The 13,673-nt window shown below is 59.9% G+C and carries 13 protein-coding genes and 2 pseudogenes; 7 read left to right on the plus strand and 8 right to left on the minus strand.

The genetic code is table 11. From position 1 onward, the window contains the following. Positions 1-218 precede the first annotated feature (218 nt). The 3 genes from GNZ13_RS47500 to GNZ13_RS47510 form a co-directional block, all read right to left on the minus strand. The gene (locus tag GNZ13_RS47500) at positions 219-578 is read right to left on the minus strand and encodes a recombinase family protein (RefSeq protein WP_236002513.1); all 360 of its coding nucleotides are present in this window, start codon (positions 576-578) and stop codon (positions 219-221) included. A 136-nt stretch (positions 579-714) separates the two neighbouring features. Continuing rightward, positions 715-1,047 carry a DUF6788 family protein gene (locus GNZ13_RS47505; protein WP_172178078.1) on the minus strand — a complete coding sequence of 111 codons (333 nt, stop codon included), beginning with the start codon at positions 1,045-1,047 and terminating at the stop codon, positions 715-717. 52 nt (positions 1,048-1,099) lie between these two features. Then, the gene (locus GNZ13_RS47510) at positions 1,100-1,387 is read right to left on the minus strand and encodes a Y4bD/Y4pK family protein (protein WP_172178080.1); all 288 of its coding nucleotides are present in this window, start codon (positions 1,385-1,387) and stop codon (positions 1,100-1,102) included. 29 nt (positions 1,388-1,416) lie between these two features. Between GNZ13_RS47510 and GNZ13_RS53270 the strand changes: the two genes are divergently transcribed. From GNZ13_RS53270 to GNZ13_RS47520, 3 genes are all read left to right on the plus strand, one after another. Next, positions 1,417-2,067, plus strand: coding sequence for a reverse transcriptase domain-containing protein (locus GNZ13_RS53270; protein ID WP_236002514.1), 651 nt, complete (start codon positions 1,417-1,419; stop codon positions 2,065-2,067). A 62-nt stretch (positions 2,068-2,129) separates the two neighbouring features. Next, entirely contained in the window at positions 2,130-2,429 is a 300-nt protein-coding gene (locus GNZ13_RS53275) for a group II intron maturase-specific domain-containing protein (RefSeq protein WP_236002517.1), read from the plus strand. 21 nt (positions 2,430-2,450) lie between these two features. Beyond that, on the plus strand, positions 2,451-3,578 hold the full coding sequence (locus tag GNZ13_RS47520; protein WP_328807409.1) for an IS3 family transposase: 1,128 nt from the start codon (positions 2,451-2,453) through the stop codon (positions 3,576-3,578). 70 nt (positions 3,579-3,648) lie between these two features. Here GNZ13_RS47520 and ltrA read toward each other — a convergent pair whose 3' ends face one another. Beyond that, a complete protein-coding gene (gene ltrA, locus GNZ13_RS47525) occupies positions 3,649-4,956 on the minus strand; it encodes a group II intron reverse transcriptase/maturase (protein WP_121113901.1) in 1,308 nt (435 codons plus the stop codon). 495 nt (positions 4,957-5,451) lie between these two features. On the opposite strand from ltrA, the gene GNZ13_RS47530 reads away from it, so the two are divergent. After that, a complete protein-coding gene (locus GNZ13_RS47530; RefSeq protein WP_216675301.1) occupies positions 5,452-5,757 on the plus strand; it encodes a winged helix-turn-helix transcriptional regulator in 306 nt (101 codons plus the stop codon). A 241-nt stretch (positions 5,758-5,998) separates the two neighbouring features. On the opposite strand, the pseudogene GNZ13_RS53280 reads toward GNZ13_RS47530, so the two are convergent. Both GNZ13_RS53280 and GNZ13_RS47545 read right to left on the minus strand, forming a co-directional pair. Then, positions 5,999-6,706: pseudogene (locus tag GNZ13_RS53280) on the minus strand (glutamate cyclase domain-containing protein). A 2-nt stretch (positions 6,707-6,708) separates the two neighbouring features. Further along, positions 6,709-7,485: pseudogene (locus GNZ13_RS47545) on the minus strand (MFS transporter); the annotation flags it as partial. A gap of 202 nt (positions 7,486-7,687) precedes the next feature. Here GNZ13_RS47545 and GNZ13_RS47550 point away from each other — a divergent pair. Both GNZ13_RS47550 and GNZ13_RS47555 read left to right on the plus strand, forming a co-directional pair. Further along, the gene (locus tag GNZ13_RS47550) at positions 7,688-8,116 is read left to right on the plus strand and encodes an organic hydroperoxide resistance protein (protein ID WP_172178135.1); all 429 of its coding nucleotides are present in this window, start codon (positions 7,688-7,690) and stop codon (positions 8,114-8,116) included. Positions 8,117-8,884: 768 nt separating this feature from the next. After that, a complete protein-coding gene (locus GNZ13_RS47555; protein WP_172178088.1) occupies positions 8,885-9,094 on the plus strand; it encodes an HAD hydrolase-like protein in 210 nt (69 codons plus the stop codon). Here GNZ13_RS47555 and GNZ13_RS47560 read toward each other — a convergent pair. Both GNZ13_RS47560 and GNZ13_RS47565 read right to left on the minus strand, forming a co-directional pair. Beyond that, complete coding sequence (locus GNZ13_RS47560; RefSeq protein ID WP_236002515.1) at positions 9,081-10,247, minus strand: MurR/RpiR family transcriptional regulator; 1,167 nt, start codon at positions 10,245-10,247, stop codon at positions 9,081-9,083. The genes GNZ13_RS47555 and GNZ13_RS47560 overlap by 14 nt on opposite strands. Before the next feature lies 1 nt (position 10,248). Continuing rightward, a complete protein-coding gene (locus GNZ13_RS47565; protein ID WP_172178090.1) occupies positions 10,249-12,399 on the minus strand; it encodes a phosphocholine-specific phospholipase C in 2,151 nt (716 codons plus the stop codon). Positions 12,400-13,037: 638 nt separating this feature from the next. On the opposite strand from GNZ13_RS47565, the gene GNZ13_RS47570 reads away from it, so the two are divergent. After that, positions 13,038-13,292 (plus strand): DUF1488 family protein, encoded by a 255-nt coding sequence (locus GNZ13_RS47570; RefSeq protein WP_328807410.1) that lies wholly within the window; start codon positions 13,038-13,040, stop codon positions 13,290-13,292. Positions 13,293-13,673: the final 381 nt, after the last annotated feature.

The raw sequence follows: 13,673 nt of genomic DNA on the forward strand, positions 1-13,673 counted from the left end.
TGAGCCAGTCATCAAAATCGTCAAGAACAGGGCCGAGCAGCGGCAAGGACAGATGCCGCGCATAGGCCGTTGGTAGAAGCTCGCGAATCATCAGAATCTCCTTTCCAATTGAAGCCAAAGGACACTCCGATGATCGTACTAATGTGAAGTCGCTGCTTGAAATCCATCGATCCACAAGGCCGAAAAGCGATTCGCGCCACATTACTGACCGCTCGACATTAGTCGATCACCAGGGTATGAGTGAGCGCACACAGTTCGAGCAGGCGATGCCAGTCCAGGTTTGAGCGCGCCAGTCGCGACACTTCCAGTGCAAACACTGCACCCACTTGCCCCATCGAGACGTCCGCCACCAGCGTCTTGAAGTCCTCGCGGCCCGTCATCTGCGCCCCCGACTGACCGAGGTCGCGGTCCAGGATCCGGACCGCCGTGGGTGGCCAACCCAGTGCCAGCGCCTTGTCGCGCAAAGCATACTGACGCTCGGTGCTCTCCTGATGGTGTCGCACCTGGGCCAGCGTCGACTGGCGGATATAGATGTACGCCGGCTTGCTGTGATGTTGCGAGGTGATCTTGGTGTTCATCGACGGCCTCCTCGGTCGGTTCCAGCGCGGGTCCGGCGGTGAGCCAGGCCTCGAGCATGTTGGCGATGAGTACGCCGGCCAGGTGAGGATCGATGGGTTGGGTGAGTGACTGCGACGACTGGCTCACCGCCGCCTCTCAGAGCGCTTCGCGGCGGCGTAAGAGTTCGCGGTTGATCTCGCAGATCTCTTCGATGATCTCGCGGACCCTGTGGTAGTTCGCCAAACGTTGGGTGACGTCGGCGTAATCGGCCTGAGGCACGTAGTCCATTTGCGGTCGGCGCCCGGGAAAGCTCACGGACAGATAGTACTTGGGGCCATGACCGGGCCCATCGGCGCACTTGCAGCCAGGCTTGCCGCAGCGCTTGTAGCGTTCGATGAGCGAGCCACGCAGTAGCGTATCCAGAGCCGGCATTTGCCGCAGCAACTGGGCGCGACGCTTGCGTAAAGTCGACGACGGAATGTCTTCCATAAGCGGACCACGTTAACGACTGGTCTGATAGTAGGATAGGACGATCCATTGATCAAGCTCCTTGGGTGGATGACTTCCTGGAGGCCGAAACGGCAAGCTGGTCGATCAAGTCGATCAGCTCCAGCAACATGCCCAGATCGAATCGGCACACGGTGATGCTGGCGTCGTCCTGGACGAAGGGTGCGCCCCAGTCGGTCCATTCGCGGGCAATGCTGAAGCTGCCGCGTTCCACATGACCGAGGAGCAGTGTGTCGGTGCCCGCGACGCGGCGCTCCTTCAGAACGGGAAAGCGTTGACCTCTGAGGGGATGGAACGGGTGACGAATCTCAGCCCAACCCAAATGCTCGTTGAGCGTTTGTGCAGTTCGCGATGACCGTCCCCACCGTGTCAGATCGAGTGGCCCAGACGGTTGTCAAGCTCATGATCGAGCCGATACTCGAGCCGATATTCCATGAAGATTCCTATGGGTATCGGCCTGGGAGGTCGGCGAAACAGGCGGTTGCGGTAACGCGTGAGCGCTGCTGGAAATGCGACTGGGTTGTTGAGTTTGACATCAAGGCGGCATTCGATCAGATTGATCATGGCCTCCTGCTCAAGGCGGTGCGTAGGCACATCAAGGCGGACTGGATCCTGCTGTATATCGAGCGGTGGCTGACTGCGCCGTTTGAGACTGCGGACGGAGCGAGATTGCCGCGGGTGCGCGGTACACCCCAGGGCGGAGTGGTCAGCCCGATGCTGATGAATCTGTTCATGCACTATGCGCTTGACACATGGATGCAGCGACACTTCCCGCAATGTCCCTTTGCGCGTTATGCCGATGATGCGGTGGTCCACTGCCGCAGTGAGGCGCAGGCGCAGGAGGTCATGCATGCCATTGCCTCGCGGCTGGCGGAATGCGGGTTGGAGATGCATCCCGAAAAGTCAGGCATCGTGTATTGCAGGGACCGAAGCCGTACTCAAGCCTACCCGAATGTGACCTTCACATTTCTGGGTTTACTTTCCGCCCGAGGCGAGCGCTGAGTAAGCATGGTCTGGGGGTGACGAATTTCCTGCCAAGTGTCAGTGACGAAGCACAAAAGCGGATGCGACAAACGGTACGGGGGTGGCGACTACACCGACAGACACCGGCGACTCTTGCCGGACTGGCAGAGCAATGGAACCCCACGCTGCAAGGGTGGTGGAACTACTTTGGGACATTTTATCGAACGGGAATGCTGCAGCTCTATCGTTATATCGATGGAAAGCTGGCACAGTGGGCCCGGCGGAAATACAAGAGACTGTGGCGGCATGAGCAGCGCAGTGTTGAGTGGCTTCGCAAGATGAAGACCGTATATCCCAGGCTGTTCGCACACTGGCGCATTATGGGGTGTCAGGTTGGATAGCGGGAGCTGTATGACGCGAGAGTGTCACGTACAGTTCTGAGAGAGGCTCGAGGTGCAATTCCTTTGGCCTACTCACCACAAAGAGGACGATTGATCAACGTCCCGGATCGCCTGTTATGCATATCGTTGATACGCGAGGCGGCGCAGTCAGGCTGCCGGCTGGAGAAGGCCTGCGACGAGCTGGGCCTGAGCCTGCGCACGTTCCAGCGCTGGGTGGGTGACGGTGACGCGGTGCGCGCCGATGGCCGCACGACGACCGAGCGAGCGCCGCCGTCCAATCGACTGAGTGAGGCCGAACGGCAGCAGATTCTGCAGGTCGCCAATAGTGCGGAGTTTGCCAGCCTGCCGCCCAGCCAGATCGTGCCGAGCCTGGCGGATCGCGGCGTGTACCTCGCGTCGGAATCGAGCTTTTACCGCGTGCTGCGCAGCGCTTCGCAGCAGCATCACCGGGGTCGGGCGCGCAAGCCCTCGGCCCGGGTGGTGACCAGCCATTGCGCCACTGGTTCGAACCAGGTCTGGTCGTGGGACATCACCTGGATGCCGGCGGCGGTCAAGGGCCAGTATTACTACTGGTACATGATGCTGGACGTGTTCAGTCGCAAGATAGTCGGTCACGAAGTGCATGAGGCGGAGTCGTCGGAACTGGCCGCGTTGCTGATGCGGCGTGCCAGTCTGGCGGAGGGCCTGGCAGGACGTCCGCTGGTGCTGCACTCCGATAACGGCAGCCCGATGAAGGGCGCGACGATGCTCGCCACCCTGGAAAACCTGGGGGTCGTGGCCTCGTTCAGCCGGCCGCGTGTGAGTAACGACAACCCGTTCGCGGAGTCGCTGTTCCGGACCTGCAAGTACCGGCCCGACTACCCGCGCAGGCCGTTCGGCAGCGTTGATGAGGCGCGGGCCTGGACGCAGCAGTTCGTGCGTTGGTACAACCATGAGCACAAACACAGCGGCCTGAAATTCGTCACGCCGGCGCAGCGCCATGACGGCGTCGCCGCCGCTGTGCTCGCGCAACGTGAAGCCGTTTACGCAGAGGCCAGGCAGCGCAATCCACGGCGTTGGTCCCGATCGACGCGCAACTGGAAATTGAACGATGAAGTCTGGCTCAATCCGGAGCGCATGCAGCCGGAAGAACTAAAGCAGTGCGCATGAAGTGACGGTCGAGTGGCCCGAGGGAACCGCCCCCTCAGGCTCTCACAGATCCGTACGTGAATCTCTCGATTCATACGGCTCCTCTTGTCCGCCGTTCTTCGAAACAGAAATCCCAGTGCGCGAACAGTTGGGGAAGACTTTCCCGACATCGCTTGAGCCATGCCCAAGATTGCCGTTTGTGTCCCCTCAGCCGCTTGTACTTGTTGCGCGCCCACCCGCCAAGCCGTAAATCTATTCTGATCAAGAACCGTTTTAGCGGCTCCGGATAGAAGGCACCGTAGTAATTCACCCATCCCCGTACCATTGGGTTTATGCGCCGCGCCAACTCGCGCAGTGTCAATGAGGTACTCCGATTAAGACTCATGCTTCGGATGGCCTGAGACATACGCTTCAGCGCCTTTTGACTCACCGCGGGTCCGAAACCCGTGAACAACTGCCCCGCTCGGTTTTGCACCGTCCGAGCGTGAAAGCTGAAACCAAGGAAGTCGAACTTAGTGTCGGTATGTTCCTCACGACGTCGTCCATCCCTGCAGTACACCAAGCGCGTCTTTTCCGGGTGTAGCGAAAGCCCACAAGCGGTAAGCCGCGCCCGCAAGGCAGACAAGAAACTTTCCGCCTGCTGCTTCGTGCTGCAATGACAGACAACATCATCGGCATACCGTTCAAACGGCACCTCCGGATGCTCAGTCTGAACCCATCGATCAAACGCGTAGTGAAGAAAGAGGTTAGCCAATAGCGGACTGATCACTCCACCTTGCGGAGTGCCTCGATCCCGAGCAACCAGCTCCCCGGTTTGCTTCTGTACCGGACTCTCTAGCCAGCGTCTGATGTAGAGTCGTGCCCATGGCTCCGAAACGTGCTTTTCTACCGCACGCCTGAGAAGCCCGTGGTCGATGGTGTCAAAGAAGGATTTCAAGTCAATGTCGACTACCCAGTCGTAGCGCCAACAGTTCCTTCTCGCTTGCGCCACGGCTTGCTTCGCCGATTTGTTTGGACGATAACCGAACGATGATGAGTGGAATATCGCATCGATTCCCGGCTCAACCAGTAACTTGACCGCCATCTGAGCCACTCGGTCAGAAATTGTCGGTACCCCGAGAGGACGAAACCCGTCCCCCTTCGGAATCAGCACCTCCTTGACCGGTTGAGGAAAGTAACTCCCCGAACTCATTCGATTCCACAGAGCGTACAGATTTCTTGCCAAACGATTGCGGAAGGTTTCAATACTCTCCCGGTCCACGCCCGGACCGCCTTGATTGGCAGCCACGCGTTTCCAGGCTTCCCAGATCAATCTCTTGGGTATCTCGAACGACTTGGCGTTAACCACGGAATCATCCCGCGTCGCAGTTGTTCCATGATCTCCACCAGACAAGGTCATGCCTTCGCTCCGAAAGTCATTACAACCCCTTCAACGCTACTACGCATGACTCCGCCCCTGTGCCTCGCATCGGTACTCTCACTCTCACGGGTTCTCCGCTTGAGTTTCTCCCTTGACATCGAGACGACAGGTTCCCAAGTTCCATATCCACGCCTGCAGAAAGGTCGCGCCACCTCTATGCCGGATGCCGTCAAACCCACCTTCAGGTTGCCGTTTGACTGATCCCGAGGCGTTGTCGAGTCCTCGGTTTTGACATCATTGCAATTATCGACACTTCTTCGATGGTTCACTTTCGTTCGCCTCCTTACTGCACACCTGACGGGATTCATCCCGCCTTTTCCACAGACGCTTACCACACCCGCTCTTAACGAGTGCAGCTCTGGGTGGTTTGGTATCACCGCCTGATCGGCGACACCGAGGGGCCGGCCCTCATCACGGATACAGCATGTACAGCGACGTACTGTCGCTTTCCTTCTTGGCACACCGACAACTACGTTGACAACCGCCGTACGCGACAATCCATTACGCTTCGTTGAGATCAGACGTCGGATACAGGGTGTGTCGGACAGGATGCTCACACAAACTTTGAGAGCAATGGAAAGGGATGGTCTCGTCCAGAGAAAAGTTTATGACGAACGTCTGCCACGCGTCGAATATGCTTTGAGCTCTTTAGCTCGCTCGGCGTTGCCAATCGTGGTTGAGTTGAAGAAATGGGCCGAGTGCTCTCTCGAGTCCATCGAAGCGAGTATGCAACGGTTTGATTCAAATATTGATCCGCGAGTGGCTTTCCATCAGACCTGACAGCGCCGCGCGTCTGGAAGCGTGGTCGCATAGGACGTTTGGGGCGCGGGGTAGCGTGCGCCATGCGCGCTGATGAAGGACATTGTCCAGTCCGACCATTGTGCGGCGAGCGGGACTCCCCAGTGAAGACCACGGCACAGTGGTTCGCAACTTGGGTGAACGTTCGACGGAAGGGATACGTTTGTGCGCCCACGCGGGGCTATGTTTAGGAGCGGATGCGGGTATGTTCGACATGATTCGGCTAGCGGTCTTTCTCCGGGTGGATGTCCTTGAGCAGCGACGTCGCGCGGGCGAGCTCGGCCAGCGCCGTCGCCAGCAGCAAGCCCCAGCCGCCCCAGTTTGAGACGACTGCGACGATCAAATGATCGGTGGGTGTGGTGGATGCGATGAGGGAACCGTTAGGGATGTCGTCGCGAACGATCTCGTAGGGCAACACGCTCATGCCGATCTCGTTGCCCCCGTCGCCGACGCCTATCGTCTCCCACGGCCGCTCCCATTCCGGGTCATCGAACAACAGGTGCAACGGCGCGGTATCGTCCGACATGTCCGCACCCTATTCGCGATGAGGCTTGCCGTCACTGCCGGGGGCCACACGTTCGATCGCGATCAGGTGCGTGATGGGCCGTTCACCGGCGGCGAGCCGCTCGCGGAGCGCGACGACCGACGCTTTGCTAACCGATGTGATTTCGAGCGCCACCGTTTCAGGCAACTCGGTGGTGATCGCCCAGACGGCCTTGCTGCATGGCGCATCGGAGATGACCGTCACGGGTATGCCCGCGTTCGCGAGACCGGCGGCCATGTGCGCCATGCCGCCAAGACCGTCTGTTTCCGGCGACGGCGGAACCGCATTGCGAATGAAAAATCCGGTGACGATGCCGACGTGCGCGTTGGGCGTACTCATGATTGAACGCGCCGCGTGCTCCAAACCGCCCTGCGCAAAACCCACCATGCGACTGATATCCCGCCGAGGTTTCCGCCGAAATTCAGCAAGCCGCCGAGCGCGCCGACCTTGTTGCGCGTAGCGAGCATCGCGGGAATCGACCAGTACAGCCCGCCCCAGCGCAGGAAGAACAAGGTCGCCGACAGCAGGATGACAACCATCCTTGGATTCGTCGCATAGGCCACGCAAAACACTGAGATCGTGGCCACCACCCCGGCAATGCCGAACATGACGCGCATCACCAGGTTGGGCGCGGCACCGCTCGCAAGCCATTTATCGGCGATAAAGCCGCCCACCACTTCGCCGACGAAGCCGCACATAAATATCAGGAAGCTCGCATTGCCCATTTGCTGCAGGTCGAAACCATGGACCTTGTGCAGATAGGTCGGCATCCAGGTAAAGAGCCCGTAGTAAAGTGTCGTGCAGCACATAAAGCCGAAAAACATCAGCCACACCGACCGGAACCTGAAGAAATCAATCGATCGGCCTGACAGGTCCTTGGCCTCCTTGGCATGCTCCAGCGCCTGAGCTCGCTCAATATGGAGCGCTTCCGCTTCGTTGACGCCCGCATGCTCGCGCGGCTGATTCCTGATATACCGCCATGCAACCATGCCGCACAGGATCGTGCCGATACCGGCGATCGCGAACGCGGCGCGCCACGAGTGCATGACCAGAATCAGCCATGCGATCAGTACCGAACCCAATGCCGCACCGAGCGGCGAGCCGCCGTCCATCAGCGAAGCGCCGCGTACACGCTCGAGTTCGGCCGCGCCGCCGAGCGGCGCGATCCGATGCGCGGGCTGCGACGGCACTTGGCTGCACGAGCAGTCCCCGCTCCTTTATAGACTGGGGTTTGAAGTTGCCGGCGTGGCCGATGGCGCATGACGGTTAGTTGCATTTCATCTACTTCGATCGGCTCACCGGAAGACGAGCCATTACGGGAGACCGACAGTGCTGCCTGTGTTATGTATGAAGTGAAAGCGTCGACTGATTGGCTGTCGATCGGCCCGATCGTATCGTGCTCATGCGCACGTTACCGGCGGCCGCGACGGACGTGCGACGGTTCCCGAAAGCAACCTTGATCTCAAGCTGACCACGCCAACGGAACTCGGCGGCGGAGGCAGCGACGGAACAAATCCCGAGCAACTCTTCGCAGCGGGCTATAGCGCGTGCTTCATCGGTGCGCTGAAATTCGTTAGCGCGCGCGACAAAATCGCGTTACCAAAGGATGTCGCCGTCGACGGCAGCGTCGACATCGGACAGATCCCCGATGGTTTCGCCATCGAAGTCGAACTGAAAATCTCGCTGCCGGCCATGGACCGCGCAGAGGCGCAAGCGCTGATCGACAAGGCGCACGTGGTCTGTTCTTATTCGAATGCGACACGCAACAATATCGACGTCAAGCTGACACTGGTCTAAGCCGCGCTACGTTAGCGAATTTTCGGGTGCAGGCAGCGGATGTGGTATAGCGTGAAGCGCCGCGATCCGCTGCAATCTTTCTGCCTCTATTCCTCATTGCGCGACTGCGCTTGGACGGCAACTGAGGAGCGGCGGCGTTGCCGTACGGATCTTCGTGCGTCGGACAGTCTGCAATGGCCCTTTCCTGCGGCTAGCGGCTTGTGCACGTTGCCAGGCGTCGTTCACCGCATCCTCGAACGCGCTGCCCGCCTTGAACTTCGCGCGATATGTGTCGCAAACCTCATCCTGTTGCCAATCAGCCAACTCGAGGACGTGCATCAGAAAGCGGCGCCCGCGCTTACGCTACGACGAATGCGGCCGGACTTCAGGCGGCTCAGTCCTGCGCTAACGGCCTCCTTTTTTTGGCCGCTCACGCGGCGCGAGGCAGCTATCGTAGGTCCATTTCTCCACCTTGCTTACCTGTCCGAGTTGAATCGGCGGCGGAGCTTTGAGCAACAGTTGGCTTGGATTGTTAAATACTGAGCTATTACCGCCTCAAAGTTGCGCTGGGTGTCGAACGAACGAGTTATCGCCGCCCCAAAACTGATCCGGGTTGTTGAAAACTGAGTTTGGGCCGCCCGCAATCTGGCCCAGCGTCCTTGCCGTCCACCCATTGCGCCCGACGACGTCGTTCGAATCACCGAAGCGTCCCTTGCCGCCAACGCCGTCCGCGTGCGTGGGAGGCACGCCCGAGCGCATCGTCGGCAAACCGGATGAGCCGCATTTTTTGTGCAGGCGCTGCGGCGGCTTGGCACGCCGTCCGCGGCCACGCTGATAATCGGCGACAACCCGGCCGCCACCAACACGACGGGCGCCGCACGGCTCTCGATGCCGCTCGTACTCGTCGCAACTCATGCGCAGGCCGACGTCGCGTCGCTTGCCGAGCTGTTCGACCCGGAGCCTGTGGCGGCGGTGCCCGTGGCCGTCAATATCGCTTGAGCGACAGCACGTCGAACGTATGGCGGATCGTTTCCACTGATTTCTCGTAGTCCGATAGCGCGAGGCACGCAATCAACACGTCGATGATCGCCAGTTGTGCGAGACGGCTGGTCATGGCTTCCGTGCGAAATTTGGTCTCGCGCGCCATGGTGAACAGCACGATATCGGCGAAGGCCTGAAGCGGCGAACGCCCGAAGTTCGTGAGGCAGATGGTGCGTGCGCCGGCTTCCTTGGCGAGGCGCGTTGCCGTCACCGTTTCGTGCGTGCTGCCCGAGTGGGAGATGGTGAGCGTCGCCACGGTGGGGTCGCAAAGCGACGCGCTGATGACCTGGATGTGCGGGTCGATCACCGCGCGTACGTCCAGCCCGATACGCAGCATGCGGTAGTGCGCATCTTCGGCGATCGACGCCGCGCTGCCCACGCCGTAGATTTCAATCCGGCGGGCGTTGCGGATCACCTCGACCGCCCGCTCGAGTTCGCCCACGTCAAGCGTGGATTGGGTTTCATGCAGGGCCTGCACGTTCGAGCTGAAGATTTTTGAAATTACCGCCGCCGCGTTGTCGCTGGGCTCGAGATCTTCGTGGATCAACTGCACCGGACGCACGATTTCCTGCGCCAGCACGATCTTGAGCTGCTGAAAGCCGGTGGCGCCGATCGCCTTGCACAGGCCCACTACGCTGCCTTCGCTCGCACCCACACGCTCGGCGACCTCACTGACCGACATGTGCACCACTTCCTGCGCGCGCTGGCGGATGAAGTCGGCGATGCGCTGGCTGGTGGCGCCGAAGGTCGGATAAAGCTGCTCGATGCGCGACAGGATCGCCGACACCGAATTCGGCTGGGCCGGGGCCCCGCCACTCGCCGCGCCCTTCTTTGCGGGTTTCATCAAAGCTCCTGTGAAAGAAATCGTCGTGCCGCTGGCACGCCACGCGAGGTGCGGCTCGGGCCGCCCGGTGCGCGACACACAACCGGACCCAACAAGGTGGCGGCAAGGATAGCGTGACTTCCGGGCGTGATGAAAGCGGTGAGTATCAAAAGGCGACGCAAAATCGATTACCCACCGCGTTGATAACGACCAGTCGAATGATGTTTGCGATGTCCACGATCCCGCCTGCCGGCGGAAGCCGGAGCCCCCTCCGCCGGCCGCAGCCAATTCAGCTCAAGTGAAGCGCCATCGCCGGATCGCTGACAGTCGGCTTGCCCGTTTCGATACGACCCGAGAAGCGGCGCACGAAGTTGTCGCCCGTCACGGTGAAGTCGTACCAGTTGCCGCTGCCCGAGAGATCCCAGTGCAGCATGCCGACATCCCTCACAGGAACATTCAACTGCCAGGGGCCATCGGTGCGGTAGGCGTTGGACTGCACCGTCACCGTGCCGGGCGCGGTACCGGTGTTGTGCAACTTCACGTAGACCTGGCCGGCGTCCGTGTCGTAGCAGACCTGCACTTCGGGCATGAAGGTCGCGGCACTGGCGGCCACTGCGTTGCCCGCGAAGGTACGCAGGAAGCCGTTCGGGCCGTAGACCCAGAGCTCGTATTTGCCAAGGTCGCTCTTCAGCGTGTCGTCCCAGTAGTCCTCGAGCGTCTTGCCGGCTTCGACCGTGTATCGGCGCGGGATGCGGTCCAGGTGATTCTTGTCGTACACATGGAACACTGCTCCTTGCTTACCTGTGTTGCTGAAAATCAGCTTGACGAGACCGGGACCTTCGATGCGTGCGCTGGTATGCAGTTCATAGGGCAGCGCGCGCGAAAAGCGTGTTCCCGGCTCCTGGAACAGCGGCTCCGGCGTGGCCGGCGGCGCTGCGATGGGCAGTGAGGCCTGGGCAGCAAGCACGGCCTGGTAGTTGCTCGTATCCGGCATTTTAGGAAAGACCGGATCGTTCGGCGAAACAAAGTCGAAACACGAGGTCAGGTCGCCACAGACCGCGCGGTGCCACGGACTGACCGCGTCGACAGTGATATCGAAGCGCTTCTCTAAAAACAGGCTCATCGACGTGTGATCGAAAACCTGCGAGTTGACCCAGCCGCCCTTGCTCCACGGCGAGATGACGTACATCGGCACGCGCGCGCTGAGACCCCACGGCCGCACGTTGCCGCTGATGGTGTCGTTGGCGTTCAGGTATTTTCTCGCCGGATCGGAGAAGTACTCACCGTCCAGCGGGAAAGTGGCCTTGCCTGCCAGTGTGCCGTCCAGGTTGTACGACGGTGGCGCTGGCGGCGCTACATGGTCGAACAGGCCGTCGTTCTCGTCGTAGGTCAGGAAGAATGCGGTCTGGGCCCAGACGTCTGGATTGGCGGTGACCGCGTCGAGCACTTCGGCCGTGAAGTTCGCACCGATCGCTGGATTGCTGTTGCCGGAGTGTTCCGAGTTGGCTGCCGTGCACAAGATCCACGACACTTCGGGCAACTGGTTGCTCATCACATCGTTTTTCAGGTCCGCGATCGAGTAGTCCGTCATGCCCTTCACGTACAGCGGGTCGCCGGGCTTGGCGGTGCGGAAGTCTTGGAAAGCCAGGCCGCCGTGCATAGCGCCGGTCCAGTTGTCGTTGGTGTCCTGGTAGATTTTCCAGCTCACGCCGGCGTTCTCGAGCACTGACGGCAGGGAAAGCCAGGTGAGTGCGTTGTCCGCATACGTATAGCCCGGCGTCGGCATGGTGCCGGTGATCCAGCAACGATCGTTGTTGGGTTCCGAGGTCCGGTCGTCGCTGTTGATGCCCATCTTCGCCAGCTTCGGGTCGAAGCCCGAGCCCGAGAAGAAAACCACGCGGTTCGGGTCCGTGCCGCTCGTGGTCGAGCAGAAGTGGTTGTCACAGATCGTGAACGCTTCGGCCAGCGCGAAATGGAACGGAATGTCGCTGCGGGCAAGATAGCCCATCGTGTACGGCGTCTTGTAAACGGGCCAATGGCCTGACTTGCCCTGATTCCAGGCGGCCTGCATGTCGGAGAAGCTGTGCGGCGTGCTGGGCGATTGCAGTGCCTTAACCTTGGTCATATCCATGTGATACGGCGGAATCACGTTGCCGCTTGCGTCCTGCTGGTACCACACGTCCTTGCCGCTCTCGAGTGGAATCGGCAAGCGGTCACCGTAGCCGCGTACGCCCTTCAGGGTGCCGAAGTAATGATCGAAGCCACGGTTTTCCAGCATCAGGATGACGATGTGCTTGATGTCCTTGATGGTGCCGGTGTCTACCGCAGCTTTAACGGAAAGCGCGCGGGAGATACTGGGCGGCAGCATGCCCAGCGCGAGGGCGGCGCCTGCCGACTTGGCGGCACCGGTGAGGAAACTGCGTCGATCGAGTTTTTTCATGGTCTTGACTATGTAGGGATTGAGCGCGGGGCGGCACTTCGCGGCATCAGGGCGCGCAACTCAGCTTGGCGTTGGGCGGGGCGGGCGACGCCCGATTGGCGGACGCGGAGTCGCCGGCGCCTGGCGGGTTTGTCGAAGACCCGCCGCAGGCGGTTAGCGACAGGCTCACAACGATGCAGGCCGCTACGGCACGGCCATACAACAGGAATTGGGTCATTGGCGGGATCTCATGGGCTGGTAGACAATTAGTAAAACTTATTAATTAGACAATTGATCAATCTTCGAGGTGATCTGGTCTAGTCCGAACACGGCGATAAAGCGTAGGCAGTAGCGGGTACCGACACAGAGAATAAAAACTGAATGTGTCAGCAGAATGAAGACATTTCATTTGCAAGCAATGATATTGCTGAGCAAACTTCATTCTGGTCCTGTCGATTCCGGCTCTGCTACGGGCCGCTGGCCACGGGGCAGGTCTTCACAAACGCGCACCTAAAATCCGCAGTCTGTGTGTGGTGGCAATCGCAGCTGGCTGCCACGCGTGTTCATGTAGGTAAATTTGCAAGCGAGCGACGGCAACCCGAACGGTCGCCGGTGAATTTACGAGGAATGGAACGGATGTTCTTGATTTCGCGCCAAGCGTGTCCCCAGACGGAAGCAAAATTGCCTTCCGGTCGTCCGAACGAACCGGCTTTGCTGAGTGTGTAATCTCACGTGAGGCACTTGAAGCGCATTTCTGGCTGCCGCCAGGCGCCGACGAAGTCCGCACGCTCAAAACGTTTGCAGATGGCCGCGAGCGCATTATTGCGGTCGCGGAAAGAAAAATGCGGGCCCGCGGCCCGATCAGCCGGTCCGACTCACAAGCAATGATTTCATCACGAAGCGCTAGGCAGTAGGCTCGTGCCTGGGCGGAATGCGCAAGACCCTGGATTTGACCGTACTTGTGGTCTCACATCAGCGGCAAGACCATTAAAAAGCACGATCGCGCTAATGTTGCTTCTTGGCACCTACGGCACGGCGTTGCGCGACAGAGGGAATGGCCAGTGTCAGCGGTTATCGACGCCTGAGTAATGTTTTGCAAGGAAAAACCAAGAGGAACCGTTGCATCGCATGCGTGGCCGTTTCTGTTGCGCAGAATCCGGCTGGGAGCCTTGAGCTACCGTCGCCGTATGTCCGAAAAACACAACAGTTCCAAACATACCACCACTGATGTTGTTTCTTTTTATGTCGAATGCATAGGACTACGAATAATATTACACCCACGCTGCTGCTGGTCG

It is taken from the genome of Paraburkholderia elongata (assembly GCF_013177735.1).
GTDB lineage: Bacteria > Pseudomonadota > Gammaproteobacteria > Burkholderiales > Burkholderiaceae > Paraburkholderia > Paraburkholderia elongata.

What these genes read in the sequence shown, in the direction of transcription:
- ltrA (WP_121113901.1), bottom strand. Translation starts at nt 4,956, where the DNA reads ATGACCTTGTCTGGTGGAGATCATGGAACAACTGCGACGCGGGATGAT.
- GNZ13_RS47565 (WP_172178090.1), bottom strand. Translation starts at nt 12,399, where the DNA reads ATGAAAAAACTCGATCGACGCAGTTTCCTCACCGGTGCCGCCAAGTCG.
- GNZ13_RS53275 (WP_236002517.1), top strand. Translation starts at nt 2,130, where the DNA reads ATGCGACAAACGGTACGGGGGTGGCGACTACACCGACAGACACCGGCG.
- GNZ13_RS47505 (WP_172178078.1), bottom strand. Translation starts at nt 1,047, where the DNA reads ATGGAAGACATTCCGTCGTCGACTTTACGCAAGCGTCGCGCCCAGTTG.
- GNZ13_RS53270 (WP_236002514.1), top strand. Translation starts at nt 1,417, where the DNA reads ATGACCGTCCCCACCGTGTCAGATCGAGTGGCCCAGACGGTTGTCAAG.
- GNZ13_RS47500 (WP_236002513.1), bottom strand. Translation starts at nt 578, where the DNA reads ATGAACACCAAGATCACCTCGCAACATCACAGCAAGCCGGCGTACATC.